Origin of the sequence: Oceanobacter kriegii DSM 6294 (assembly GCF_000422845.1) — a bacterium.
GTDB lineage: Bacteria > Pseudomonadota > Gammaproteobacteria > Pseudomonadales > Oceanobacteraceae > Oceanobacter > Oceanobacter kriegii.
The window spans coordinates 145,913-171,928 of the sequence record NZ_KE383932.1 but is presented as its reverse complement, the minus strand read 5'-3'; the positions used below and the strand labels follow the sequence as shown (position 1 = coordinate 171,928).

General features: G+C 55.6%; 22 protein-coding genes. 4 read left to right on the top strand and 18 right to left on the bottom strand.

Features of this window, described 5'->3' with window-relative positions; translation table 11 throughout:
* Positions 1 to 24: 24 nt before the first annotated feature.
* The 18 genes from secA to mraZ all read right to left on the bottom strand — a co-directional run bounded on the left by secA (position 25) and on the right by mraZ (position 21,699).
* Positions 25 to 2,757 (bottom strand): preprotein translocase subunit SecA, encoded by a 2,733-nt coding sequence (gene secA / locus G516_RS0117320; protein ID WP_028294709.1) that lies wholly within the window; start codon positions 2,755 to 2,757, stop codon positions 25 to 27.
* Between the two features lie 157 nt (positions 2,758 to 2,914).
* Positions 2,915 to 3,844 (bottom strand): M23 family metallopeptidase, encoded by a 930-nt coding sequence (locus G516_RS0117315; protein WP_028294708.1) that lies wholly within the window; start codon positions 3,842 to 3,844, stop codon positions 2,915 to 2,917.
* Positions 3,845 to 4,025: 181 nt separating this feature from the next.
* Positions 4,026 to 4,934 carry a UDP-3-O-acyl-N-acetylglucosamine deacetylase gene (lpxC, locus tag G516_RS0117310; RefSeq protein ID WP_028294707.1) on the bottom strand — a complete coding sequence of 303 codons (909 nt, stop codon included), beginning with the start codon at positions 4,932 to 4,934 and terminating at the stop codon, positions 4,026 to 4,028.
* 94 nt (positions 4,935 to 5,028) lie between these two features.
* Complete coding sequence (ftsZ, locus tag G516_RS0117305) at positions 5,029 to 6,204, bottom strand: cell division protein FtsZ (protein ID WP_028294706.1); 1,176 nt, start codon at positions 6,202 to 6,204, stop codon at positions 5,029 to 5,031.
* Positions 6,205 to 6,266: 62 nt separating this feature from the next.
* The gene (gene ftsA / locus G516_RS0117300) at positions 6,267 to 7,502 is read right to left on the bottom strand and encodes a cell division protein FtsA (RefSeq protein WP_028294705.1); all 1,236 of its coding nucleotides are present in this window, start codon (positions 7,500 to 7,502) and stop codon (positions 6,267 to 6,269) included.
* Entirely contained in the window at positions 7,502 to 8,287 is a 786-nt protein-coding gene (locus G516_RS0117295) for a cell division protein FtsQ/DivIB (RefSeq protein ID WP_028294704.1), read from the bottom strand. The genes ftsA and G516_RS0117295 overlap by 1 nt, the downstream gene beginning before the upstream one ends.
* A 2-nt stretch (positions 8,288 to 8,289) precedes the next feature.
* Positions 8,290 to 9,210, bottom strand: coding sequence for a D-alanine--D-alanine ligase (locus G516_RS0117290; protein WP_028294703.1), 921 nt, complete (start codon positions 9,208 to 9,210; stop codon positions 8,290 to 8,292).
* Positions 9,207 to 10,622 carry a UDP-N-acetylmuramate--L-alanine ligase gene (gene murC / locus G516_RS0117285; RefSeq protein ID WP_051219584.1) on the bottom strand — a complete coding sequence of 472 codons (1,416 nt, stop codon included), beginning with the start codon at positions 10,620 to 10,622 and terminating at the stop codon, positions 9,207 to 9,209. The genes G516_RS0117290 and murC overlap by 4 nt, the downstream gene beginning before the upstream one ends.
* Positions 10,623 to 10,665: 43 nt before the next feature.
* Positions 10,666 to 11,757: an undecaprenyldiphospho-muramoylpentapeptide beta-N-acetylglucosaminyltransferase gene (gene murG / locus G516_RS0117280; protein WP_028294701.1), complete on the bottom strand. Its 1,092-nt coding sequence runs from the start codon at positions 11,755 to 11,757 to the stop codon at positions 10,666 to 10,668.
* Positions 11,754 to 12,929, bottom strand: a complete 1,176-nt coding sequence (ftsW, locus tag G516_RS23125; RefSeq protein ID WP_051219561.1) for a putative lipid II flippase FtsW — start codon at positions 12,927 to 12,929, stop codon at positions 11,754 to 11,756. Before ftsW ends, murG begins: the two co-directional genes overlap by 4 nt.
* Positions 12,919 to 14,292 (bottom strand): UDP-N-acetylmuramoyl-L-alanine--D-glutamate ligase, encoded by a 1,374-nt coding sequence (gene murD, locus G516_RS0117270; protein WP_028294700.1) that lies wholly within the window; start codon positions 14,290 to 14,292, stop codon positions 12,919 to 12,921. The genes ftsW and murD overlap by 11 nt, the downstream gene beginning before the upstream one ends.
* Before the next feature lie 36 nt (positions 14,293 to 14,328).
* Positions 14,329 to 15,411 carry a phospho-N-acetylmuramoyl-pentapeptide-transferase gene (gene mraY, locus G516_RS0117265; RefSeq protein ID WP_028294699.1) on the bottom strand — a complete coding sequence of 361 codons (1,083 nt, stop codon included), beginning with the start codon at positions 15,409 to 15,411 and terminating at the stop codon, positions 14,329 to 14,331.
* 3 nt (positions 15,412 to 15,414) lie between these two features.
* A complete protein-coding gene (locus G516_RS0117260; protein WP_028294698.1) occupies positions 15,415 to 16,803 on the bottom strand; it encodes a UDP-N-acetylmuramoyl-tripeptide--D-alanyl-D-alanine ligase in 1,389 nt (462 codons plus the stop codon).
* Positions 16,793 to 18,343 (bottom strand): UDP-N-acetylmuramoyl-L-alanyl-D-glutamate--2,6-diaminopimelate ligase, encoded by a 1,551-nt coding sequence (locus G516_RS23120; RefSeq protein WP_051219559.1) that lies wholly within the window; start codon positions 18,341 to 18,343, stop codon positions 16,793 to 16,795. The genes G516_RS0117260 and G516_RS23120 overlap by 11 nt, the downstream gene beginning before the upstream one ends.
* Positions 18,340 to 20,058 carry a peptidoglycan D,D-transpeptidase FtsI family protein gene (locus tag G516_RS0117250; RefSeq protein WP_028294697.1) on the bottom strand — a complete coding sequence of 573 codons (1,719 nt, stop codon included), beginning with the start codon at positions 20,056 to 20,058 and terminating at the stop codon, positions 18,340 to 18,342. The genes G516_RS23120 and G516_RS0117250 overlap by 4 nt, the downstream gene beginning before the upstream one ends.
* Positions 20,055 to 20,309: a cell division protein FtsL gene (gene ftsL, locus G516_RS0117245; RefSeq protein ID WP_028294696.1), complete on the bottom strand. Its 255-nt coding sequence runs from the start codon at positions 20,307 to 20,309 to the stop codon at positions 20,055 to 20,057. Before ftsL ends, G516_RS0117250 begins: the two co-directional genes overlap by 4 nt.
* Complete coding sequence (gene rsmH, locus G516_RS0117240) at positions 20,306 to 21,247, bottom strand: 16S rRNA (cytosine(1402)-N(4))-methyltransferase RsmH (protein ID WP_028294695.1); 942 nt, start codon at positions 21,245 to 21,247, stop codon at positions 20,306 to 20,308. The genes ftsL and rsmH overlap by 4 nt, the downstream gene beginning before the upstream one ends.
* Positions 21,244 to 21,699, bottom strand: coding sequence for a division/cell wall cluster transcriptional repressor MraZ (mraZ, locus tag G516_RS0117235; RefSeq protein WP_028294694.1), 456 nt, complete (start codon positions 21,697 to 21,699; stop codon positions 21,244 to 21,246). The genes rsmH and mraZ overlap by 4 nt, the downstream gene beginning before the upstream one ends.
* A gap of 684 nt (positions 21,700 to 22,383) precedes the next feature.
* On the opposite strand from mraZ, the gene G516_RS0117230 reads away from it, so the two are divergent.
* From G516_RS0117230 to G516_RS0117215, 4 genes are all read left to right on the top strand, one after another.
* A complete protein-coding gene (locus tag G516_RS0117230) occupies positions 22,384 to 23,199 on the top strand; it encodes an ion transporter (protein WP_036537240.1) in 816 nt (271 codons plus the stop codon).
* Positions 23,200 to 23,213: 14 nt separating this feature from the next.
* Complete coding sequence (locus G516_RS23115) at positions 23,214 to 23,897, top strand: DUF502 domain-containing protein (protein WP_051219558.1); 684 nt, start codon at positions 23,214 to 23,216, stop codon at positions 23,895 to 23,897.
* 193 nt (positions 23,898 to 24,090) lie between these two features.
* Positions 24,091 to 25,089 carry a cyclic nucleotide-binding domain-containing protein gene (locus tag G516_RS0117220; RefSeq protein WP_028294692.1) on the top strand — a complete coding sequence of 333 codons (999 nt, stop codon included), beginning with the start codon at positions 24,091 to 24,093 and terminating at the stop codon, positions 25,087 to 25,089.
* A 167-nt stretch (positions 25,090 to 25,256) separates the two neighbouring features.
* Positions 25,257 to 26,003: a transglutaminase-like domain-containing protein gene (locus G516_RS0117215; RefSeq protein WP_322785999.1), complete on the top strand. Its 747-nt coding sequence runs from the start codon at positions 25,257 to 25,259 to the stop codon at positions 26,001 to 26,003.
* Positions 26,004 to 26,016 lie beyond the last annotated feature (13 nt).

Below are 26,016 nucleotides of genomic sequence, written 5' to 3'. Positions count from 1 at the left end.
GATGCCTTAATAACGGCGGTAAGCTCAGGAGAGCTTACCGTGACAGTGCTTGTACTTCTTGCCGGAACCACATGGGCAAGGTTCGTTGCGTCCTACCTTTGGCTCTTCACGGGTAACCGTTTGAGGGCCTTCGGCAGCCTCAGCCTGTTCTGGCTCGCCCATGGCGCTGGCCGTTTCATGCTGGTACTGGGCGGCACGAGCCTGGGCTTCTGCTTCGGCGCGGCGACGCTCTTCCATCTGACGCAGTTCTTCGTCATCGTCCTGGCGAATCTTGACGTGCGACAGGATGCGGATAGTCTCGCGTTTGATGTTGGTCAGCAACTCCTGGAACAACGCAAAGGACTCACGCTTGTATTCCTGTTTCGGGTTTTTCTGACCGTAGCCTCGCAAATGAATGCCCTGACGCAGGTGGTCCATGGTGGCCAGGTGTTCTTTCCAGAGGTTGTCGACGATTTGCAGCATCACCTGCTTCTCGAAACCACGCAGGGCTTCGCGTCCAGCCTGCTCTTCTTTCGCCTTGTAAGCGCCTTCGATGGCTTCCAGAATGCGCTCACGCAGGGTTTCTTCGAACAGTTTATCTTCGGTGTCCAGCCACTGCTGAATCGGCAGTTCGATGTCGAACTCGGCTTTCAGGTGCTGCTCCAGGCCGGCCACATCCCACTGCTCTTCCAGACTCGCAGGCGGAATGTAGTCGTTGATGGCTTCTTCTACTACGTCAGCACGTACACTGCTGATGACATGGCCAATATCGTCCATTTCCATCAGGTCGTTACGCTGCTCGTACACCACGCGGCGCTGGTCGTTGGCAACGTCATCGTATTCCAGCAGCTGCTTACGAATATCGAAGTTACGGCCTTCTACCTTACGCTGGGCTTTTTCGACGGCGTTGGTCACCATCTTGTGTTCGATTGATTCACCATCTTTCATGCCCAGCGCCTGCATCATGTTGCGCATGCGATCGGACATAAACAGACGCATCAGGTTGTCTTCCAGAGACAGGAAGAAACGGGTGGAACCGGCATCACCCTGACGACCGGCACGACCACGCAGCTGGTTATCGATACGACGGGATTCGTGACGCTCGGTACCAATGATGTGCAAACCACCGGCTTCCAGAATGGCGTCGTGACGCTGTTTCCATTCGGTCTTGATGGCTTCAATCTGCTCATCAGACGGATTATCCAACTGGGCAACTTCAGCTTCCCAGTTACCGCCCAGCATGATGTCGGTACCACGACCGGCCATGTTGGTAGCAATGGTAACCGCGCCCGGACGACCGGCTTCAGCAATAATCTGAGCTTCGCGCTCGTTTTCCTTGGCGTTCAGTACGTTGTGCGGCACTTTCGCCTTGGTCAGAACCGTGGAAACGTATTCGGACGCTTCAATCGATGCCGTACCCACCAGTACCGGACGCTGCTCAGCGATCACCTTGCGGATCTCTTCAACCACCGCGTTGTACTTTTCAATCTGGGTGGCGTAGATCACGTCGTTGTGGTCAATACGCTGGATCGGCTTGTTGGTTGGGATAACCACCACGTCCAGACCATAGATCTGGTGGAATTCGAACGCTTCGGTATCTGCAGTACCGGTCATACCGGCCAGCTTCTCGTACAAACGGAAGAAGTTCTGGAAGGTAGTGGATGCCAGCGTCTGGCTTTCGGCCTGAATGCGAACGCCTTCTTTTGCTTCCACCGCCTGGTGCAAACCTTCGCTCCAGCGACGGCCTGGCATGGTACGTCCGGTGTGTTCATCAACGATGACCACCTGACCGTTCTGCACGATGTAGTCGACGTTCTTCTGGTAAACCGCGTGGGCACGCAAGGCGGAGTGAACATGATGCAGCAGCATCAGGTTCTGGGTGGCGTACAGGCTGTCGTCTTCTGGCAGGATGCCAGCTTCTTTCAGCATGTCTTCAACGAACTCATGACCTTCTTCGGTCAGTTCGATGGAGCGGCTTTTTTCATCAACAATGAAATGGCCGGAAATCGGATTTTCTTCTTCGTCCAGCTCCGCCCGTTGCAGCTTCGGCGCCAGCTCGTTCATGCGGCGGTACAGCTCGGAGTTGTCCTGCGCTGGGCCAGAGATAATCAGCGGGGTACGGGCTTCATCAATCAGGATCGAGTCCACTTCATCGACGATGGCGAAGTACAGGTCACGCTGAACCTTGTCTTCTTTCGAAAACGCCATGTTGTCGCGCAGGTAGTCGAAACCGAATTCGTTGTTGGTACCGTAAACGATGTCACAAGCGTACTGATCGCGCTTGGTCAGAGTGTCCTGACCAGGAACCACAACACCGACGCTCAGGCCCATGAATTCATACAGTGGACGCATCCAGTCGGCGTCACGACGTGCCAGGTAGTCGTTCACCGTCACCACGTGAACGCTTTTGCCCGTCAGTGCGTTCAAATAAGTCGGCAGCGTACCTACCAGGGTTTTACCTTCACCGGTACGCATTTCCGCAATGCGGCCTTCATGCAGGGTAATACCACCGATCATCTGTACATCGAAGTGGCGCATGCCCATCACACGGCGGCTGGCCTCACGACAAACCGCAAACGCTTCTGGCAGAACCTTGTCGAGAGATTCACCTGCGGCAATACGCTCTTTGAATTCCGGGGTTTTGGCCTGCAGATCCGCATCTGACAGTGCCTGAAGTGCTTCTTCCAATGTGTTGATTTGGGCGACAACCTTGCCCATACGCTTCAGCTCACGGCTGTTTTTGCTGCCGAAAAGCTTGCGGAAAATATTACCCATCATGTGAATGTGTCTATCCAGTCTTTGAATTCTTTGAGGCCGAGCTGCCTTGCCGATCTGTTGTTATATCAGACGAACATGACAAGCTCGATATGCGGGCGGATTTCCCAAAATCAAGCACTGAGGGGTGCCGAAAGGAAATCCTGATCCTGCGGGGGAATTAGCGGAGGGTACGATGCAGGTAGGCTGCCGGGTCGACGGTGCGGCCATTCTTGTACACCTCAAAGTGCACGTGTGGGCCAGTGGAGCGACCGCTGCTGCCCATGGCAGCAACCACATCGCCCTTGCGAACAATGTCGCCGACCTTGACCAGCAATTCCTTGCAATGCGCGTAGCGGGTTTTGTAGCCATTGCCATGGTTGATCTCAACCATGTTGCCGTAGCCATAGCGGTCACCGGACCAAGTCACCACACCGGAGGCAACTGCCACAATGTCGGAGCCCATCTTACCGGCAAAATCGACCCCGGCATGCCAGGCCAACTGCCCGGTAAACGGGTCGGCACGGCGACCATAGCGCGACGACAACCAACCTTTCTTGATCGGTCGGCCGGTAACAAAGGTGTCTTCATCGAGCTTGCGGGCAGCGATCAGGTCGTCCAGCACTTCCAGCTGCTGTTCACGCTGAATAATCCGCTCGGATAACTCGTTCAGTACGCTGTTGATCTCTGGCGCCTGATACGCCTCTCCCATGGTCGAAGGGCCACCCAGTGCCGGTGCCATGGAGAAATCAAATTCTTCGGATTCAAGATCGGTTACGTCAACCAGACGCTCGCCCAGAGCATCGAGACGCATAAGACGGGATTGCAGTTCCGCCAGCTTCACCGTCAGGGCTTGCAGCTCCTGATCGGTTTGCTCACGGATGCGGGCAATTTCCTGCTTTTGCAGGTGGAGATCGTTTTCCCAGGCTTCGGTAGCGACCGGCTCAAGCGAGAAGTCTTCGTCGGCAAGCCACTCCGAGAGCCAGAATCCGGTCATTCCCATGGCGAACGGCAACGCAACCAAACATCCGAACAGCAAGGTTTTTGCCGGAGTGCTCAGTCGGTAGTTACGGGATTCTCCGTGACGTTCGCCAACTATAATGATGTTCATAGATAACCAGGGTTCTCAGAGGCCTGCTATGAGTATAGATGGGACTGGTGAAGACTACAGAAACAATGTTCGAGATCTGACCCAGGGCCGCTATACCGCAACCGCCCCAACCTTTTTCTACACATAAAAAGAAAGGCCATATTACTATGACCTTTCTTTATTTCCAGTCTGTCTGCCGGTTTTATACGGCTGCGGCTGGTTTCATGTAGTTGATTGGCGCAGCTTCGTCGTCAAATTCAACAAATTCCCAGGCATCTTCCTGAGCCAGCAACTCGCGCAGCAAGCGGTTGTTGAGGCCGTGACCGGATTTGTAACCAATGAACTCACCAATCAGGCTGTGGCCCAGCAGGTAGAGGTCACCAACGGCGTCCAGAATCTTGTGTTTGACGAACTCATCGTCGTAGCGCAGGCCGTCTTCGTTCAGAACACGGTAGTCATCCACCACGATGGCGTTTTTAACGCTACCTCCCAGTGCCAGGTTCTTGGAACGCATATATTCCAGATCCTTGGTGAAACCAAACGTGCGGGCACGGCTGACTTCTTTCACATAAGAGGTGGATGAGAAATCCAGACTGGCTTTTTGAACACTCTGCTTCAGTACCGGATGGTCAAAATCGATCTCGAAAGAGACCTTGAAGCCATCGTGAGGAACGAAAGCGGCGTACTTGTCGCCATCACGCACTTCAATACGACGCTTGATGCGAATGAATTTCTTCAGTGCGTTTTGCTCACGCAGACCAGCGGATTGAATCAGGAACACGAATGGACCGGAGCTACCGTCCATAATAGGCACTTCCTGAGCGCTGACTTCTACGATGGCATTATCAATTCCCAAGCCCGCCATGGCTGACAGCAAGTGTTCTACTGTGTCGACCTTGGCATGATCACGAACCAGAGTGGTGGACAGGGTAGTCTCGCCAACACTGGTTGCGTTAGCTGGAATGTCTACGACCGGTTCCAGGTCGGTACGACGGAATACAATCCCTGTATTCTCAGGCGCAGGTTTCAGCGTCAGGTAGACCTTTTCACCGGAGTGAAGGCCAACGCCGGATGCGCGAATGGTATTTTTGAGCGTGCGTTGAGGGATCATTAAGACATTCCTGCCAATACTGGTCATCTATTGGGCAAAATAAATTGCGGCCGATTATAGCAGGTGCAGAGAGACACGCCAGAGGCGTGTCTTCTTAGTCAGCCTGTCGACGCAGGAACGCAGGAATATCCAGATATTCCATGTCCTGACGATTCTGAGGCTCTGCTTTCGCTGCCTGGCCACCGGCCTGACGGCTTACCGCTGGGCGTTCCAGCTGACTGTAATCCGGCTTTCCGTCTGGCGTCTTCGGTGTATTATCGACCACTTTTTTCGGGCGTTGTTCCGCAGGTGCAACAGGTTTGTTTGCAGTTGCCTCATTTCGAAGGCCAGTCGCAACCACAGTTACACGCAGTTCATCGCTCATTTCAGGGTCAATAACGGTACCCACAACCACGGTAGCGTCTTCGGCTGCGTACTCACCAATGATCTCACCCACTTCCGAGAATTCACCCAGAGACAGGTCGAAACCAGCGGTTACGTTCACCAGAATACCGCGTGCACCGGCCAAGTTGACGTCTTCCAGAAGCGGGCTACCCACTGCAGACTCAGCGGCCTTGCGAGCACGGTTTTCGCCACTGGCGGAACCGCTACCCATCATTGCCTGACCCATTTCAGACATCACGGTACGCACGTCCGCGAAGTCGACGTTGATCATGCCCTGCTGGGTGATCAGGTCAGCGATACCTTTAACAGCACCGTGCAGTACATCATTGGCACTGCGGAAGGCATCCATCAAGGTGGTGCCTTTACCCAGAACAGAGAGCAACTTCTCGTTCGGGATGGTGATCAGTGAATCCACGTGTTCGCTCAACTGCTTCAGGCCGATCTCAGCCATCGCCATACGCTTCTTGCCCTCAAAAGAGAAAGGACGAGTCACAACAGCAACGGTCAGGATACCCAGCTCACGAGCAATTTCTGCCACGACTGGCGCACCACCGGTACCTGTACCACCACCCATACCGGCAGTGATAAAGACCATATCTGCACCTTTCAGTGCATCGGCAATGCGTTCACGATCTTCTATGGCCGCCTGGCGACCAACGTCCGGATTGGCACCGGCGCCCAGCCCCTTGGTCAGGCCTGAGCCCAGTTGAATCACAGAACGTGCGCCAATGTTACGCAATGCCTGGGCATCGGTATTGGCACAAATAAATTCAACACCATCGATATTGCTTTCTACCATGTGCTGTACGGCATTACCGCCGCCACCACCAACACCGATGACTTTAATTACTGCATTTTCAAGCACGTCGTCCGCAAGTTCGAACATATCGCCTTCGTTTCCAAATGACATAACACACCCCCCTCTGCTACGCACCTACTTATTAAATACTAAAAATTGCCTTTTATCCAATCCGATAAGCGCGAAAAAACGCCAGTTTGTGACTTTTCTTCCAATATTTGTGGCGCTTTATTTTGTGGTTGCTTGGCGGCATAAAGCAGCAAGCCAACCGCCGTGCTGTAAATCGGATTATTAATCACGTCCGTGAGTCCGGATACGCCATGTGGACGAGCCAAACGAACCGGCATATGGAATATTTCCTCAGCCAATTCCACGACCCCTTCCATTTTTGACGTTCCACCCGTCAAAACAATGCCGGCTGGTATTAATTCATCGAAACCACTGCGACGAAGTTCGGCCTGGATCAGGGTAAATAATTCGTCATATCTGGGCTCTACAACCTCAGCCAAAGACTGCCGCGAGAGCTGACGGGACGGGCGATCACCGACGCTTGGTACGTTGATCATCTCGTCATCCCGCGCCAGCTGGCGCAAGGCGCAGGCGTATTTGATCTTTATATCCTCAGCATGTTGCGTGGGCGTCAACAATGCCATTGCGATATCGTTCGTTACCTGATCACCGGCAATAGGAATAACCGCCGTGTGGCGAATAGCGCCATCGGTAAAAATGGCAATATCGGTGGTGCCACCACCAATATCGACCATACATACCCCAAGCTCCCGTTCATCGTCGGTCAATACGGCATAACTGGAAGCCAATTGTTCCAGAATCACGTCTTCTGTGCGCAGTTCACAACGTTGCACACAACGCTCAATATTTTGCGCTGCATTAACCGCTGCGGTAACCAGATGCACTTTTGCTTCCAATCGGACACCAGCCATTCCAACCGGTTCACGAATACCTTCCTGATTATCGACAATATATTCCTGCGGAATAACATGAATTGTCCGACGATCCTGCGGAATTGCGACCGCTTGTGCTGCATCAATAACACGATCCAGATCAGCTTCGGTTATTTCTGCACCACGTGCAGCAACCACACCACTGGAATTTTGTGATTGCACATGACTACCAGCAATACCGGCATATACCGAATGTATATTACAGCCTGCCATCAATTCGGCTTCTTCAACCGCTCGACGAATGGATTGCACGGTGGATTCAATGTTCACCACCACGCCTTTCTTCAGGCCCCGGCTTGGGTGGCTGCCCAAACCAACAATTTCAATACCGCCTTCCGGGGTGACTTCCCCAACGATGGCGACGATTTTGGATGTGCCGATATCCAGACCAACCAGCATTTGTCCGGCTTGTGTTGTGGCCATTACCCGGTTACCCCCTTTGTGTTCCATCGAATGGCAGCGCCTTTTCCGTATCTGAGATCAACCTGTTGGACCGATTCCTGGTCCAGGTTGCCCAGCAGCACCACCAGTCGCTGCAACCGTTCCTCAAAATATTGTTTTCCGAATCGCACCTTCCAACCGTTCGACAAGGTCATGTCGACGGTACGAATCGCATTGATGTTCAGGCTGCTGACCTTAACACCGGTTTTTAACAGTGCTTGCTGGGCCCGACGGAACGATTTGACTGCTTGTTCTCTTGCAGAATCCGTACCGTAAAGGTGCATCAAGCCACCACTTTCATAGCCTTGCGGCAATTCTGTTACCTTGCCCGACGCCGTCATCAGCGCAACGTCGTTCCAGAGTGCCACTGGCACGTCTTCATGAATCAGTAATTCGAGGCTTCCCGGCCAGCGCTTACGGACCGCAACCCCAGCAACCAAGGGCATTGCGGCCACTTGTTGCTGTACTTTGCTGACGTCCAACGAGAAGAAACTTTCGTTCTTCACCCACAGCAGCGACTTGCCAACTTCCTGTGGATCAACAGCGTCGAGGTTACCGACCACCACCACTTCCTTGACCGGCCATTCCTGATAGGCCTTGGTACCGGCGAATCCTGCGACAGAAACCAGAACAACCAGCAGCGAAACCCACCAGAACCACGTTGGTATTTGCACCTGAAACGTCAATTTTTCTTTCAGGCGTCGGAAAACCGGCTCTTTTGGCTCGGGTGCCAATGTCGCGCCACGCGGGCTTTCTTTCTGGCCCATGGTCAGTGACCTTTCACGCCATCCAGCAAACTGACCACCAGATCGCCAAATTCCATACCCACCGCCCGAGCGGCCATTGGCACCAGACTGTGATCCGTCATGCCCGGACTGGTATTCACTTCCAGCAACCAGAACTGACCTTGTTCGTCCTGCATCACATCAACACGGCCCCAACCTTCACAACCGACCACATCAAAAGCCTTGCGAGAAAGGGCCTTGAGTTCCGCTTCCTTGTCCTCATCCAGACCACATGGCAGCAGGTACTGGGTGTCGTTGGCCTCGTACTTGGCTTCGTAGTCGTAAAACGCATGGGTGGTTTTCAACTGAATGGGCGGCAGAACCTGATCATTGACCACGGCAATGGTGTACTCACGTCCCGAAATCCAGCGTTCGGCCAACACCAGACCATCCAACTTCGCAGCCTGTTCGTAGCTGTTGCGCAAGCTCTCAGCATCAGTGGCCTTGAACATGCCGATGCTGGAGCCTTCATGGGCTGGCTTGACGATGGCCTCGCCATCCATGCGCGCCATGATATCGGCCCAATCGGAGTCGGCATCCAACAGCGCCGCCGCTGGTGTTGGCAAACCGGCGGCCTGCCACAGCAACTTGGTGCGCCACTTGTCCATGCCCAGCGCCGATGCCATCACACCGCTGCCGGTGTAAGGAATATCGAGCCACTCCAGCAAGCCCTGAATGGTGCCATCTTCACCACCGCGACCATGCAAAGCGATGAACGCCATATCAAACGAGTCCGCAGACAAGCGCGCGGCAATGTCGTTTTGCACATCCACGCCAACCGCGTTAACGCCTTTGGCCTGTAACGCCTTGAGTACCGCATCACCACTGCGCAGTGACACCGGACGCTCGGCTGAAGTGCCGCCCATCAAAACAGCTACGCGGCCAAAACGGGACATATCGCTCATGCCTTTTCCTCCCGCTTGGCCAACCATTGCGGAATGTCTTCCGCCAGGCGAACCGACAAGGCACCTACATCACCAGCCCCTTGGGTCAGCAGCAGGTCGCCCGGTTTCAGTACGCTGGTCAGCAAACCCTGGAGGGATTCACCGCGTTCGATAAACACCGGATCAACTTCGCCACGCTGTCGAATGCTGCCGCACAACGAACGACCATCGGCACCGGCAATGACTTTCTCGCCGGCAGGATACACATCCATCAGCAACAGTACGTCAGCACCCGACAAAACCTTGACGAAGTCCTCATAAAGATCACGGGTGCGGGAGTAACGGTGTGGTTGAAACAGCATCACCAGACGGCGATCCGGGAAGCCTTTGCGAATGGCTTCCATGGTTACTTCCAGCTCACGCGGGTGATGGCCGTAGTCGTCAACCATCATGACGTTGCCGTCCAGCAGTGGAAATTCGCCACACACCTGGAAACGACGTCCGACGCCGGCGAATTTTTCCAGCGCTGACTGAATCGCGCTGTCCGGCACCCCTTCGTCATCGGCAACGGCTACTGTTGCCAACGCGTTCAATACATTGTGGGCACCCGGCATACGCATGCGGATTTCCAGCGAAGGACGATCCCCCGGACGTACCAGAGTGAACTCGGTGTACATGCCTTGCTGGCGAACATTGATGGCACGGTAGTCGGCATCTTCACTGAAACCGTAAGTGATCAATGGACGGGAAATCTCCGGCAACAACGAGCGCACGGTGTCATCGTCGATGCACACAACCGCCAAGCCGTAGAACGGCAGGTTGTGCAGGAATTCGATGAAGGTTTGCTTCAGCTTTTCGAAGTCACCGCCATAAGTCGACATATGGTCGGCATCGATGTTGGTCACAATCGACACCATCGGCTGCAAGTGCAGGAAGCTGGCATCACTTTCGTCAGCTTCCGCAATCAGGTAGCGACTGGCACCCAAACGGGCGTTAGATCCGGCACTATTGAGCTTGCCCCCAATCACAAAGGTTGGGTCCAGATCGGCTTCGGCAAAAATACTGGTCAGCAAACTGGTGGTGGTGGTTTTGCCATGAGTGCCCGCCACCGCAATGCCATGACGAAAACGCATCAGCTCGGCCAGCATTTCAGCACGACGAACCACCGGCTTACGATGCTCAATGGCAGCGGCCACTTCCGGGTTGGTTTCATCAATGGCGCTGGAAACCACCACCACATCGGCAGCATCCACGTTACTGGCCTGATGGCCGATGTAAATCGTCGCGCCCAGCGATTTCAGTCGCTCGGTTACTCCGGTTTCGCGAATATCAGACCCACTGATGGCATAGCCCTGGTTCAGCAGAACCTCGGCGATACCGCACATGCCGGTGCCGCCAATACCGATGAAATGAATGCCTTTGATACGGCGCATTTCCGGAATCAGGGCGTTGGCCTGCGGCTGGGTGGAAGGGATATTACTCACGGATTAACCTCTCAATCTGTTCGACCGTCAGTTCGGTAGCAGACACCTTGGCCTGCTTGCGGCTCTGACTGGCCATCTCCTGTAATGCTTCGCGCTGGTTATCCAGCGACTGCAGGGTTTGCAACAGCCATTCAGGCGTTAATTCTTTTTGCTGACGAATAATGGCCGCGCCAGCATCCGCCAGATAACGGGCGTTAGCGGTTTGGTGGTCATCCACCGCAAACGGGAATGGCACCAGAATCGAAGGCTTACCCGCCGCCGCAATCTCGGACACCGTCAGGGCACCCGAACGACACACCAGCAAATCGGCCCATTCGTAAGCCGCCGCCATATCATCGATGAACGCAGATACGTCAGCCACCACGTCGGACTCGGCATACTCAGCCAACATCCGTTCTTCATCTCGTTTGCCAACCTGATGGCGCAGGTTTGGGCGTTGCGCTTGCGGCCACTGCTTCCAGCAGGCCAGCACCGCATCGTTCAGAGCCTTGGCACCAAGACTGCCGCCAACCACCAGAACATTCAGTTTGCGCTGCGCAGGCACTGGCGCTTGCGGCAAATCGACCACGTCCTGACGCACCGGATTACCGACCGTAATGGCGTTCGGCAAAGCGTTCGGGAACGCCTGCAAACTGACATGCGCAATGCGGTTCAGCAGTTTGTTGGTCATACCAGCCAGCGCATTTTGCTCATGCACGACCAATGGCAAACCGGCCAAACGAGCAGCAACACCACCCGGGCCCGCAATGTAACCGCCAAAACCGATCACAATGTCGGCCTTGATGGAGCGGATAATGCGCAACGACTGCATGGTCGCCTTGAAAATACGCCATGGCGCAACCAGCAAGCCCGCGATGCCTTTGCCACGCAGGCCTTTGATATCAACGGCATGCAGTGGAATGTTGTCTTTCGGAACCAGGTTTTGCTCCATACCATTGGGCGTGCCCAACCAATGAACGTCGTAACCGCGTTCACGCAAGGCACGCGCAACCGCCAACGCCGGGAATACATGCCCGCCGGTTCCGGCCGCCATCATCAGCGCTGTTTTACCTTGCCCTTGTTTCGACACCCCAGACTCCATCATGCAGTTGCCGCCTCATCTTGAGCGGAAGATTCTTCGTTTTCCGGGTTCAGGCACTCATGGCGAACCCGCATCACAATGCCCACCATCACGCAGGCCAGTAATAAGCTACTGCCGCCGTAACTGAAAAACGGCAGCGTCAAACCCTTGGTCGGCAATAACCCGGTATTTACGCCGAGGTTAATGGCCATTTGCAGCGCCAGAATCGAGCCAATACCAGTGGCGATGTAGGCGCCGTACAAATGCCCGTTGCGCTGCGCAATCCACACCGTTTGCCAGATGCGGTACAGCAGCCAGGTCAACATGCCAATGGCAACAACGCCGCCAAATAAACCGGTTTCTTCCGCCCAGATGGCAAACACAAAATCGGTGTGCGCTTCCGGCAGGTAAAACAGCTTCTGAATGCTTTCGCCCAGCCCCACACCAAACCAGTCACCACGACCAAAAGCGATCAGCGACTGGGTTAGCTGATAGCCCGTACCGTACACGTGTTCAGGTGCCCAGGGATCGAGGTAAGCCATCAAACGGGCGACGCGCCATTCTTCCGAAGTCACCGCAATCACCGACAGCACTACTGCACCGATGATCAGCAAAAAATACTGGCCAGCTTTAACGCCGCCCAAAAACAGCTGAATCATCGCCGCTCCCAGCACCACGACGGCGGCACCAAAGTCAGGCTCCATAAGCAGCAGGAACACCATTGCCATCAAAATGAACAAGGGTTTCACAAAACCCCAGAAGCTCTCTCGCACTTCTGGCAGGCGGCGCAGCAAATACCCGGCGACGTAAAACACCGCAGCGACCTTGGCCAACTCCGACGCTTGCACCTTGATCACCACAAAGTTCAGCCAACGTCGGCTGCCGTTCACCTCGTGACCGACACCGGGAATCAACACCAGCACCAGTCCCAGCCCAGCAATCGCCAACATCGGGACTTCCAACTTGCGCCAGCGTTGCAGTGGCACACAGCTGGCCCCCAGCATAGCCATAGCGCCTAACAGCAGATAGATACCGTGGCGAATGGTGAAGTAGAAGGTGTTGCCCGTCAGCTTTTCAGCGATACCGGTCGACGCCGACGCCACCATCATCCAGCCCAGCAACATCAGAATCAGCCAGGGCAAGAAGTGGGCATCGCGTGTTTGCCATTGCAAACGCGTCAGCCAGTTAGCCGCCATTCAGCACCTCCCCGACCAGCGAGCAGAAATGCTCACCGCGAACGTGGTAGTTACGGAATTGATCCAGACTGGCACAGGCTGGCGACAGCAACACAATATCGCCGGATTCGGCGTGTTGCTGAACCCAGGCAAACGCCTGATCCATGGTCTCAAACGACGCGGTTTTAGCCACGTCAGCCAGCGTTTGCTGTAACCGTGGAGCGTCTTTGCCAAAGCAAGCCACGCCCTTTACCGCAGCAGAGCAGGCATCCTGCAACGGGCTGAAATCCTGCCCCTTGCCTTCACCACCGGCGAGCAGCCAGATATTGGCTGGCGTCTGTGCCAAACCGTCAATGGCTGCCAGCGTTGCACCGACATTGGTGCCCTTGGAGTCGTTGAAGTAGCCGATGCCTTCAGCGTCACCGACCCACTGGCAACGATGCTCCAGGCCGCCGAAGGATTTCAGTGTCTGGCACGCCTTGGCCGGGCTGACGCCCAGCGTTTCGACCAGCGCCAGTGCGGCCATGGCATTGGCCAAATTGTGACGACCGCGCACTTTCATTTCACTGCTGTGAATCAGCTTCAGTCCGGCGCGAACAATCCACTCACCGGCAACACCGTTCAACTCACCTGCCTGCAAACCAAAATCGTCGCTTTGTGGTTCGCCCAGCGTGAAGCCGGTTTCGGCGCTGATTTCATCTTCTGGTAGCGTCAGGTCATCATCCCGATTAACCACAGCAACATGAGCACCGCGATAGACCCGCTGCTTGGCCAGGCAGTAATCAGCCAGCCCCTTATAGCGGTCCATGTGGTCTTCACTGATGTTAAGAATGGTGGCTGCACGCGGTTTCAGACTGGTTGTGGTTTCCAGCTGGAAGCTCGATAACTCCAGCACAAACACATCGGCTTCGTCGGCCGCACCGTCTTCCAGCAAATCGAGTACTGGCACACCAATGTTGCCGCCCATTTCGGCACGTAAACCGGCATCGACCAGCATGTCGCGAACCAGGGTGGTCACTGTGCTTTTGCCGTTGGAGCCGGTAATGGCAACCACTGGCGCAAGAATGCCGCGGGCGAATAATTCCACATCACCAACGACTTCGACCTGATTGCCCAGCGCGTGCTGAATGGCCGGCTCCGCCAGCGCCACGCCCGGGCTGACGATCAACTGGTGGTAGTTGCAGAACAACTCACCGTCCAATGGCCCCAGCGTCAAACGGGCATCCGGAAATTGCTGACGGATCGCGTCCGCGTTAGCCAGGCCTTCACGGCTGTCACAGAGGTCGAAATTCCAGCCCATGCGCTGACAAAAGCGTGCCGTTGCCGAACCGGATACCCCCAGCCCAACAATCATGCGCTTGATGTCTTTTTGTGCCAGCGTCATGCCGATGCTCCTTAGCCCGGATTCCCTTACGGGTCCTTAACGAATCTTCAGTGTGGCCAGACCGGCCAGTACCAACAAAATTGTGACGATCCAGAAACGCACGATCACGCGCGGCTCCGGCCAACCTTTCAGTTCAAAGTGGTGATGCAGCGGTGCCATACGGAAAATACGCTTGCCGGTGAGCTTGAACGACGCCACCTGCAGGATCACCGACAGGGTCTCTGCCACAAAAATGCCGCCCATGATGAACAGCACCACTTCCATACGCACAATCACGGCAACGATGCCCAACGCCGCCCCCAGTGCAAGCGAGCCCACATCGCCCATAAATACTTGCGCCGGATAGGTGTTGAACCACAGGAAACCAATACCGGCACCAACGATCGCAGCGCAGAACACCACCAACTCGCCAGAACCTGGAATAAACGGAATGTGCAGGTAGTTGGCATAATTGAAGTTACCGGCCAGGTAGGCACAAACGCCCAAAGCGGCACTGACCATCACGGTTGGCATGATCGCCAGACCATCGAGGCCATCGGTAAGATTCACCGCGTTACTGGAGCCAACAATCACGAAGTAGCTCAGCACGATAAACAGCACGCCCAATTGCGGCATTACGTCTTTGAAGAACGGCACCACAAACTGGGTTTCAGCCGGAGACTGGGCGGTGTAATACAGAAACGCCGCAGCACCCAGACCAAATACCGACTGCCAGAAGTACTTCCAACGACCCGGCAGACCACGGGAGTTTTTCTCGACCACCTTGCGGTAGTCGTCCACCCAGCCGATGGCACCAAACAGCAGCGTCAACAGCAGCACAACCCAGACGTAACGGTTTTCCAGATCACCCCACAGCAAGGTGCTGATGGCGATCGACAGCAAAATCAGTACACCACCCATGGTTGGCGTACCGGCTTTGCTCAAATGGGATTTCGGGCCAACCTCACGAATCGCCTGACCAATCTGGTATTCGCGCAATTTGCGAATCACAAAAGGCCCCATCACCAGCGCGACCAGCAACGCTGTGATAACGGCAAAAATGGCGCGCAGCGACAAATAGCTGACCACACCAAACCCTGAATGCAACTGGGCAAGCCACTCGCCCAACCAAACCAACATTGATTATTCCCCCGCAATATCCAGCGCCCGGACAACCTGTTCCATACCGGCGCTGCGCGACCCCTTGACCAGCACGACGGCGTGATCCGGGGCCTGTTGTTTTATGTAGTCGGCCACCGCATCACGGTCAGCCAGCCATAGTCCGTTGTCTCCGAACGACGCTACGGTGCGTTTGCTCAATTCACCTGTGGCGAGCAAATGTCCTATTCCCTGTTGTTTGGCATAGCGACCGAGGTCGCTGTGCGCGGTCCCGGCTTCCTCGCCGAGTTCTGCCATGTCTCCCAATACCAACCAGCTGTCAGCGGCCAGCGACAGCACATCAATCGCCGCCCGAATCGACGCCGGGTTAGCATTGTAGCTGTCATCCAATACGGTGATGCCGCGTGGCCCGGCGACGGTTTTCATTCGACCGGATACCGGCGTCGCAGCCTGCAAACCGGCGACGATGGACTCACTGTCCATACCGACCGCACGCGCTGCCGCATACACGGCCAAGGCATTGGCAATGTTGTGCTTGCCGGGAAATGCCAACCGAACACTCTGATTGAATGAGGTGTGACGATCGATCAGCACGAAACGACTGCCCGCCACCGACAGTTCAATGTCACGGGCGGATACATCGGCTGAGTCGGAAAATCCGAAGCTGACAACACGACGGTCGCCAGCGCGCTGACGCCAGGTATCGAACGCCGCATCGTCGGCATTCAGCACCACAGTGCCTGCGTCTGAAGTGAAATCGATCAATTCGCCTTTGGTTTGCACGATGCCCTGCAACGAGCCAAACCCTTCCAGGTGGGCCTCGCTGGCATTGGTAATAATACCAACCGCAGGTTTCACCCATTTTGCCGTGTAGGCAATTTCCTGCAAACCACTGGCACCCAGCTCGACCACAGCAGCGGTGTGTTCAGGCGTCAGTGCCAGCAAGGTTTTCGGGGCGCCAATGTGGTTGTTCAAATTGCCTTGGGTCATCCAGGTATTGAACTGCTCGGACAACACACTGGCCATCAACTGCTTGGTGGTGGTTTTACCTGCACTGCCCGTCATCGCAACCACCGGGCCTACGAACGCATCACGCTGCCAACCGGCAATATCGCCATAGGCATCCTGAGCGTTTTCACACAGCAGGTAAGGACCACCGAGCGGTTCAGCTGGCGCTTCATCCAACAGCACCGCCGCCGCACCAGACGCCAGCGCCTGGGCGGCAAATTTATTGCCATTGAAATTGGCACCTTTCAGTGCCACAAACAGATCGCCCGCCTTGATCGAACGGGTGTCTGTTGATACGTCGCGAAAGACAATCTCTGCGGCTGACTTAGCCGTCAGGCAAGACTGCGGCGGTACATCCACACCCAGCTGTTGAGCCAGCTCAGCCAGCGTAAAATCAAACAGCATGCTGACCTCCCACAGGGACATAACCCAGCGACTTCAGTACATCGATATCGCTGTATGGGCGACGCTCGCCGTTGATTTCCTGATAGTCTTCATGGCCTTTGCCAGCGATCACAACAATCGCTTCCGCCGCCGACACCGTCAGGGCATCGGCGATTGCCTCCTTGCGGTCGTGCTGCTGTTCGATGCCAAAGGCGTCGGCACCTGCCGCCGTCATCACATCGGCAAAAATAGCCGCCGGTGATTCACTGCGTGGATTGTCGTCGGTCAGCCAGATGCGATTGGCGTGATTCATCGCCGCCGTCATCATCAGCGGGCGCTTGCTACGGTCACGGTCACCACCACAACCAAACACCAGATTGATCGGGCGCTGCCACGGTTGCAGCGATGTCAGAACGGTTTCGATGGCGTCAGGCGTATGCGCGTAATCCACCACCGCAACCGGCCCGTAAGCAGAACCTGCAGGCACAAACACTTCCATGCGTCCGGCAACGGCTTGCAGCGATGCGGCCGCAACAACCAACTCAGAGAACGACTCTCCGCTGCACGCCAGCAAGGTCATGGCACCCAGCGCATTGGCCAGGTTGAACTCTCCCAGCAATGGCAATACCAGCTCAGCATTGCCCCAGGGGCTTTCGATATTGGCCCGAATACCGGAGCCGGTGAATTCGGTAATCTCGTAGCTGACCAAACGATCACGGAAGTCTGGCAGCAAGCCATTGGCTTCCATCGCCGCCCGACTGCCATAGCCCATCGGCAAAGCCGGAAGCTCGCTGTCGGCAAACAACTGACGGCCGTATTCGCAGTCGGTGTTCACCACCGCGATGTTAGCGTCGTAGTTGGTCAACAGGGTTTTCTTGGCCTCGAAGTAGGCCTCCATGGTGCCGTGGTAATCGAGGTGATCCTGCGTCAGGTTGGTCATCATCACGCCGCTGAAGCGCAGCCCGAAAACACGTCCCTGATCCAGACCATGGGAAGACACTTCCATGGCCGAACGATCGGCACCAGCACGGCCAATGTTATCCAAGGTGCGCAACACCACCGACAAGTCCGGCGTGGTATTACGGGTGGGCTGCAGTCGTGGCCACAAGCCATTGCCCAGCGTTCCCAACATGCCACAGGGTTTGTTCAGTGCCGTCGACAGCTGGGCCAGATAGCTGACACAGGAGCTTTTGCCGTTGGTTCCGGTCACGCCAAAAACCGCCATATTGGCAACGCCGTCGTAACAACGATGCAACCAATGTGGCAATCGGGCCGCCAGATCATCAACCCGGAACACCGGCACGGCAGTTCCCTGTGCGTTGAATTCACAGCGGAACAGCGGCTGGCCGGGCTCGTCATTGGCAGGCGCTTGCAGCACAACGGCGGCACCCCGCTCAATTGCCGACTGAATGTACTCGGCGCCATGAGCGGCACTGCCCGCTCGGGCAATAAACAAGTCACCCAACTGCACATCGCGACTGTCGGTGGCAATGTCACCAAATTCGCGGTCCCACTCGGGTGGTACAAAGAAGTCGTTCTGAATCAACTGCGAGAGTTTCATTTTGGTCCCCCCGCCATCTGTAACTTCACACTGCTCTCGTCATCCGGTGCCACCTGACGCAAGCGCAGAGCCTGCCCCATGATGCGAGAAAACACCGGTGCGGCCACTTCGCCGCCGTAATATTCCTGCCCCTGCGGGTCATCCACCACCACAACCAGCACCAGATCCGGATCAGAAATAGGCGCTACGCCAGCAAACACGGCGGTGTAGTTGGCATCTTCGTAACCCACAGAACCCACCTTGTGAGCCGTACCGGTTTTACCGCCCACCCGATAGCCATCCACATGGGCGCGTTTACCCGTACCCACGGGCGAAATCACGGTTTCCAGCATGGCCAGAATCTGACTGGCGGTTTTGGCCGACATCACCGGGTGGCACGGTGCCTTACCGGCTCCGGTAATCAGCAGGGTCGCTTCTTCACGACAGCCATGTTGGGTAAAGGCGGTGTAGGACTGGGCCAGCTGCAACGGTGATACCGCCAGTCCGTAACCGTAGGAAAGCGTGGCCAGGCGCAGCGGGTCCATCTCGCTCGGGAAAGGCAGCACCCCGACGCTCTCGCCCGGGAAGCCCAAACCGGATGCCTGACCCAAACCAGCGGCGGTCATGGTGCGCCATAGCGCCTCTGCGCCAACGTCCGCCGACAACAGAGTAACGCCGACGTTACTGGATTTGGTGATCACGCCGGTAACATCGAGGTCGCCATAATTACGATGGTCACGCACGGTCTTACGACCCACACGCAAATAACCCGGATTGGTATCAACAATGGTATCCGGGGTGTATTTACCGGACTCCAGTGCGGTTGCCACGGTGAACGGTTTGACCGTCGAGCCCGGCTCAATCACATCGGCAATGGCGCGGTTACGCATGTTTTCTGCTTTCAGCGTAGCGCGGTTGTTGGGGTTGTAGGATGGCTGATTCACCAGCGCCAACACTTCGCCGGTTTTGGCGTCCAGCATCACAGCAGAGCCGGAATGCGCCCGGTGCTGCTGTACTGCGGATTTCAATTCGCGGTAGGCCAGATACTGCAAGCGCAGGTCCAGCGTCAGGCGCAGGTCATTGCCCGGCTCAGCCACGGAGTCGACTGACACCTGTTTGATCAGACGGCCGTAACCATCCTTGACCACCGTGCGGCGACCACCCTTGCCGGTCAGGTAATCGTTGTAGGCCAGTTCAAGCCCTTCCTGACCGTTGCTGTCGATGTTCACCAGCCCGACCACATGAGCGGTTACTTCAGCGGCTGGATAATAACGGCGGAAGCGCTGTTCAAACTGCAAGCCGGTCAGACCAAGATCCTTCACCCGTTCGGCCAGGTGCGGTTGTACCTGGCGCTCAACATACAAAAACCCGCGATTGCGGGATTGGGCGTTTTGAATGCGTTGTTTGAGTTTGGCGGCGTTCAAGCCAAGACTGCGTGCCAGAACGGCAGCATCCTCCGCATTGAACAGTTTCGGATTCATACTGATATCGACCACGGCGGTACTGACCGCCAGCGGTTCACCAAAGCGGTCGGTGATCATGCCGCGACGGGCCGGTTCCACCTGGGTGCGAACCGTGCGTTTTTCACCTTCTTCAAACAGGAAAGGTTGATCGACCGTGTGCAACATCACCAATCGCACCAGAATCGCAAGCAGCAGCAGGCCCATGACTGCCAGTACCAAGCGGTACCGCCAGCGCACGATGCCCTGAGCTGCTATTTGCTGTTCTTCGGTCATGGTTTCAAAATCCTGATGTCCACAGGTTCTTTCATGTTGAGTTCAGTTCGGGCGCGCTGATCCACGCGGCCGTAACTGGTCAAGGTGCCCAGTTCCAGCACCAGTCGGGTTTGCTCGTCTTGCAGGGCATCCCGACGACTTTCCAGCTTTTGCCATATCTGCACACGATCACGGTGCTGATGGCTGAGTCCCACCTGAACCAGCGCCGATACAATCACGGCAAACCAGACCAGAAAGAGGCTTTTGCTCATGCGTCAGCCAAACGCTCGGCCACACGCAATACGGCACTGCGAGCACGACTGTTCCGCTGAACTTCTTCGTCGCCCGGCATGATGGCCTTGCCCACACGCTTCATGGTTTTACCCAGGTCGGCTTCCATCACCGGCAAGCCCGGTGGCAGTTCGCGGCCCTTTTCCTGTGCCCGGATAAAACGTTTCACCATGCGGTCTTCCAGCGAGTGGAAGCTGATGACCGACAAGCGACCGCCCGGCAACAGCATGTCGACGCTGTCATCCAGAATGGTTTCGAGGTCGCCCAGCTCGTTGTTCACCGCAATACGAATGGCCTGGAACGCACGGGTCGCCGGGTGCTTGTGTTTTTCCCAGGCTGGATTGGCCGCCTTGATCAGCTCGGCCAATTGCAGGGTGCGCACAATCGGCGTCTGGGCACGCTGAGTAACAATGGCGCGCGCCATGCGCTTGCCAAACCGCTCTTCGCCGTACTCTTTCAGTACACGGGCGATTTCTTTTTCTTCGGTCGTCGCCACCCACTCGGCAGCCGACAAACCGGCATCCGGATTCATGCGCATGTCCAGCGGGCCATCACGCATAAAGCTGAAGCCACGCTCGGCATCGTCCAGCTGTGGTGAGGAAACCCCCAGGTCCAGCAGCACGCCGTTGATTTTGGTAATCCCGCGCTCGGCCAGCGCCGCTTTCATATCGGCAAACGAGCCACGAATGATCTCGAAGCGGTTGTCTTCGGTGTGCAGTTGCTCGCCGGTTTCAATGGCGCGCGGATCTTTGTCGATGCCGAACAGGCGACCGTCTGGCGCCAGCTTCGACAACAGCAAACGACTGTGGCCACCTCGCCCGAAGGTGCCATCAACGTAAATGCCGGAAGGGTCGTTCAGGCATCCGTCAACGGTTTCATGTAACAGCACAGTGGTGTGTGCCAGTTCAGCCAGGCTCATAGAGAAAGACCTTGTACGTCGTCTGGTAAATCTTCGAGTGACACCGGCTGGCTGAGGTATTCCGCTTCACGGGCCTCCCAGCTGGCCTTGTCCCACAATTCAAGTTTGTTGCCCTGTCCCATCAGCACACATTCCTTGCTGAGGTTGGCGTATTCACGACAGGCGGCACTGATCAAAATACGGCCGCTGCCATCGGGTTCACATTCGGTGGCATACCCCAGCAGCAAACGCTTCAACTGACGGGGTGCAGGATTCAGCGTCGGCAGCTTGTTCAACAGCGCTTCAATGCCTTCCCACTCACTTAATGGATACACCATCAAACAGCGATCCTGACTATCCACCGTGACCACCAGCCCGGACGCAGAAAAGCCCTCCAGCACTTCCCTCACTTTCGAAGGAATAGCCAGACGGCCTTTGGCGTCCAGATTGATGTGGTGCATGCCGCGGAACATGGTTATGGCTCCGTCAGGCTGCCGAGTACGTGGATAAAATCACCGACACGAATTCCTTTGTGTATTCCCTGGCGCCGAGCAGAAGAGTGGCAATCATGTAACAGGAAGGACAGGCAATCTGCCCTTAAATTCCCACTTTTCCCACTTTTTTCCCACAACCCGACACTTTTCGACACTATAGAAACACCCCTATGCCAATGCAAGCCCGTGACACCGCGGCTGAGGCGAAATTTGCCTTACTTCACAAGCACTTAGGGGAACCTTCAACAAAGCGGATAAAGGCAGTAAAAACAAATACTTCGGAGCAACCGAGCGATGCAGGGCAGAGTTAAAGTAAGTTCTTAAGAAAAGTGACAGTTAGCGGCCAAATAGATTTTTTTCTTCTGATAAGTAACCGCTAACAAACTGAATGAACTGAGAATCTGAGAGGAAATCGACGTTCATCGACGAAAGTGATTCAAGAGTGAGCCATTCACTGCCAGAGGGCTACATTGGCGGTGAATTTAACCGCCGCAGGCCAGCTTCGCAACCGCCCTCCGCACGAGGGAAATTCGACCGGAAGGACATGAATCAGACGGAGATTGCGATCCAGACACAGCTCCCGTAACAAAGCTGCTGCAACAATGGACGCAATAAGGTAAAAGCAGCCAACCCAATTCACTTTCTCGTTTTTTGAACCTGACAATGAACATTCAGCAACTGCAAATCGCATCGCAACGACTGCGTGATAACAAAACCTTTGAGTGGTTTATCGTATCCGTCATCCTGATCTCAGCCCTGTTGATTGGCGCCCGCACTTATCCGGTTCCGGACTCAGTGGTAACCGTCATTCGCTGGCTCGACCTCGGCATTACCGTGCTGTTCCTGTTTGAAATCGTCATTCGCTTTATGGCAACCGAAAAGAAAAGCCGTTTCTTCCACAGCGGTTGGAACATTTTTGATACCGCGGTGGTGATCGTCAGCCTGATCCCGATTGAAGACAGCGAAATGGCCTTGCTTGGCCGTATGGTGCGTATTTTCCGGGTGCTGCGGATGGTTTCTATCATTCCTGAATTGCGTACCCTGCTGAACAGCTTGCTGCGGGCACTGCCTCAACTGGGCTACGTTGTGCTGCTGATGTTTATTATTTTTTACATCTACGCCGCCGTCGGTGCGACCTTCTTTGCGCACATCAACGAGGAACTGTGGGGCGATATTTCCATCAGTATGTTAACCCTGTTCCGGGTGATGACCTTTGAGGACTGGACCGATGTCATGTACGAAACCATGGGCACCTACCCGCTGTCCTGGCTGTACTACCTGTCGTTCATTTTCCTGACGACCTTCGCCTTCCTGAACATGGTGATTGGTATTGTCGTCAATGTACTGGAAGATGAGCACGCCCGTGAAAAGGCCGAGCAGGAAGAAAAAGACGGCAAGGCCACACTGGACGACCTGATGCGAGAGCTCCACAGCCTGCGTCAGGAAGTACAACAACTGAAACAGCCCACAGATAAATAACCCAAGGATATTCCATGCCCTATCTGGCCAAAGTCTTTCTGAAAGGATCTGCCGTTGTATTGCCGTTGGTGGTTACCCTTTGGCTGGTGTGGTCGGCACTGGTTTGGCTGGATGGCGTCGGACTGGAATTACTGAGCTGGTTTGGCCTGCAACCCTGGGAAACACCATCGTCGATTCCGGGGTTTGGTCTGCTGGTTACCGTCGTTGGGCTTTTTATGGTGGGGCTGCTGTTTCAGTTTGACCCCATCAGCTGGCTGTTTGAAAAGCTGGAAAGCGCCTTTCTGCGCTTCCCGGTGGTTAAAACCCTGTATGGCGCGATCAAGGATTTTGCTGCCATGTTCGACAAGGGCGAAAAAGAAAAACAGCAACCTGTGGTACTGGTCGAGCTACCAGCCATGGGCACCGTGGTTGGCTTTATTACCAACCAGAGCATCCCCGGCCCGGTAAGACAGGCCAAGCCCGGAGAAGACCTGGTGGCGGTGTATTTGCCCATGAGCTACATGGTGGGCGGCTACACCCTGTTTCTGCCAAGAGAGCAGTTAACCCAGGTTGACTGGTCCTTTGAAGATGCCATGCGCTTTGCCCTGACCGCCGGGGTCAGCCAAAGTGCGGGCAAACCAGCAGCACCCGCTGACAGCCCTGACAAAAGCATCAGCCCGGAAAAAGTCAGTGATGCAGGAACCGAGAAGCAGGCCTGACCAGCGCCTGCTTCTCTTTTCTTTTCTAGTCTTCTTAACGTTTCTTTAAGCGCTTCCTCCCGCGAAACCCGTGCTCTCTCCCCCAGCATCGGCCTGAACAAGGGCCATGCTGACAAAGCCGTCGCCAATCGACCGGCAAAGATCTGGCCCTTTGCTATATTTATTTGAGCAAGCCAGTAACTGCAGAGAAGGTATGATCAGCGCCGACCGCATCCACAACTTCATCCCCTTTGAAGACCTGTCCCTCAATGCCCTTGAAGGACTGCTGCCACACTTCAGCCTGAAACAGCTGAAACCCCGCAGCCTGGCCTTCAAACGCGGCCAGCAAGATGAAAACTGCCATTTTTTGCTGTCTGGGTCGCTCGATCTGGTGGATGAAAAATTCGATGTGCAACGCTTTGAGGGTGACGATGAAGCCAACATTCTGGCACTGGACGCGACCCACCGGATTCACAAATGTTCGGCGGTTGCGGTCAGCGAATGCACCCTCGCCGTCATTCCACGCCGCTACGTCGAGCTGATCAGCACCTGGACCGAGCTGGCGCTGGCCGACAACAGCGACGAAACAGACTGGCTGGAAACCCTGCTGACTTCCGAACTGTTCAACCGCATACCACCGGGCAATATCCAGCAATTGCTGGCACGTTTTGAAGAGCGCGAAGTCGCCCTTGGCGATGTACTGATCACCGAGGGTGACGAAGGCAACGAGTGCTATGTGATTAAAACCGGCAAAGCCCTGGTCACCCGTCAGCAAGGGGCGCAGGTACAAACTCTGGCCGGCTTAACCAACGGCGCATTGTTCGGTGAAGATTCACTGATCAGCTCACTGCCTCGCAGTGCCACCATCACCATGACCAGTGACGGCGTTGTGATGGTGCTGTCGAAAGAAGACTTCGACATCCTGCTGAAAAAGCCGGTGCTGGAGTACGTTGAAGAAGACAAGCTGCAAGATCTGGTCGACAACAGCGACACCGGCGTGGTGGTGCTGGATGTACGCACCGAGCAGGAAGCCGCACAGCAACCCATTGCCCGCGCTCGCAATATTCCACTGGCACAGCTGCGCCATCAGCTGCCGTCGCTGAACCCCGGTTTTATGTACGTCGTGGAGGGCGAAGGTCGAGCCGAAGCCGCGGCTTATGTGCTGAGCGAATCCGGTTTTAACGTGCGGGTGGTGAAGCGGCCAATCACTTGAGCGGCGGTGTAGGCCGAGGCCAATTTTGTTACCGAAACATCCGCTCAAAACCTGCCTAAATTGCTTTTCAGAAACCGTCCGTTGGTCCTATAGTGGCGTCCCCATTTTGCGACGGACCGAAGTACATGTGGATCAGCACCAGTTGTGAATTTTCCTTCGAAATTTCCGTGCCCACCCCATTCATTTTGATGCTTCGTGCCCGTCGCGGACCCGACCAATGGGTGGCCCGTGAAGAATACGACGTGCTGCCCAGCGTGCCGGTTTCCGAATTTACCGACCCCTACGGCAATGTTTGCCAGCGACTGATTGCCCAACCCGGCCCTTTCGCGCTGTTTTGCAGTGCCGAAGTAATGGTGCCCGACCAGATTGCCCAGGCTCCCGGTGCGCCCTTTATTGAAATTCAGCACCTGCCAACAGAAGCGCTGAGCTATTTATTGCCCAGTCGTTACTGTGAATCAGACCGGTTGTATGCACTGGCCTCCGACATCACCTGGAATTGCTTGCCGGGCTACGATCAAGTGGCCGCCGTAGAGCATTGGTTACGTACCAACATTCGTTATGAGCCGGGCACCAGCCCGGTACCTGTCTCAGCCATCGAAGTGCGCCAACGCAGCTCCGGAGTATGCAGAGACCTGTCTCATCTCGGCATTGCCCTGTGCCGGGCGCTAAGCATTCCTGCACGTCTTGTTGTTGGCTACCTACACCAGCTGGAGCCGATGGACATGCACGCCTGGTTTGAAGCCTATGTGGGTGGCCAGTGGTACACCTTCGACGCGACCCAGTCCGGCCGTAAGGGCGGTTACGTTGCGGTGGGTTATGGCCGCGATGCGGCCGACGTCGCCATCTACAACCAGTACGGCCCGCCAGTCTTCCCGATCGAGCACTATGTAACGGTTGAGGAATTGCAACGCTAGAACTTGAGAGTAA

Coding starts and splice junctions, on each gene's coding strand:
- ftsL (WP_028294696.1), bottom strand. CDS start 20,309: ATGAGCAAAAGCCTCTTTCTGGTCTGGTTTGCCGTGATTGTATCGGCG.
- murD (WP_028294700.1), bottom strand. CDS start 14,292: ATGACGCTGGCACAAAAAGACATCAAGCGCATGATTGTTGGGCTGGGG.
- G516_RS0117295 (WP_028294704.1), bottom strand. CDS start 8,287: ATGGGCCAGAAAGAAAGCCCGCGTGGCGCGACATTGGCACCCGAGCCA.
- rsmH (WP_028294695.1), bottom strand. CDS start 21,247: ATGAGCCTGGCTGAACTGGCACACACCACTGTGCTGTTACATGAAACC.
- ftsW (WP_051219561.1), bottom strand. CDS start 12,929: ATGGCGGCTAACTGGCTGACGCGTTTGCAATGGCAAACACGCGATGCC.
- G516_RS0117290 (WP_028294703.1), bottom strand. CDS start 9,210: ATGAGCGATATGTCCCGTTTTGGCCGCGTAGCTGTTTTGATGGGCGGC.
- mraY (WP_028294699.1), bottom strand. CDS start 15,411: ATGTTGGTTTGGTTGGGCGAGTGGCTTGCCCAGTTGCATTCAGGGTTT.
- ftsZ (WP_028294706.1), bottom strand. CDS start 6,204: ATGTTCGAACTTGCGGACGACGTGCTTGAAAATGCAGTAATTAAAGTC.
- G516_RS23115 (WP_051219558.1), top strand. CDS start 23,214: ATGCCCTATCTGGCCAAAGTCTTTCTGAAAGGATCTGCCGTTGTATTG.
- mraZ (WP_028294694.1), bottom strand. CDS start 21,699: ATGTTCCGCGGCATGCACCACATCAATCTGGACGCCAAAGGCCGTCTG.
- murG (WP_028294701.1), bottom strand. CDS start 11,757: ATGATGGAGTCTGGGGTGTCGAAACAAGGGCAAGGTAAAACAGCGCTG.
- lpxC (WP_028294707.1), bottom strand. CDS start 4,934: ATGATCCCTCAACGCACGCTCAAAAATACCATTCGCGCATCCGGCGTT.
- G516_RS0117315 (WP_028294708.1), bottom strand. CDS start 3,844: ATGAACATCATTATAGTTGGCGAACGTCACGGAGAATCCCGTAACTAC.
- murC (WP_051219584.1), bottom strand. CDS start 10,622: ATGCGCCGTATCAAAGGCATTCATTTCATCGGTATTGGCGGCACCGGC.
- ftsA (WP_028294705.1), bottom strand. CDS start 7,502: ATGGCCACAACACAAGCCGGACAAATGCTGGTTGGTCTGGATATCGGC.
- G516_RS23120 (WP_051219559.1), bottom strand. CDS start 18,343: ATGAAACTCTCGCAGTTGATTCAGAACGACTTCTTTGTACCACCCGAG.
- G516_RS0117230 (WP_036537240.1), top strand. CDS start 22,384: ATGAACATTCAGCAACTGCAAATCGCATCGCAACGACTGCGTGATAAC.
- G516_RS0117220 (WP_028294692.1), top strand. CDS start 24,091: ATGATCAGCGCCGACCGCATCCACAACTTCATCCCCTTTGAAGACCTG.
- G516_RS0117260 (WP_028294698.1), bottom strand. CDS start 16,803: ATGCTGTTTGATTTTACGCTGGCTGAGCTGGCTCAACAGCTGGGTGTG.
- secA (WP_028294709.1), bottom strand. CDS start 2,757: ATGATGGGTAATATTTTCCGCAAGCTTTTCGGCAGCAAAAACAGCCGT.
- G516_RS0117250 (WP_028294697.1), bottom strand. CDS start 20,058: ATGACCGAAGAACAGCAAATAGCAGCTCAGGGCATCGTGCGCTGGCGG.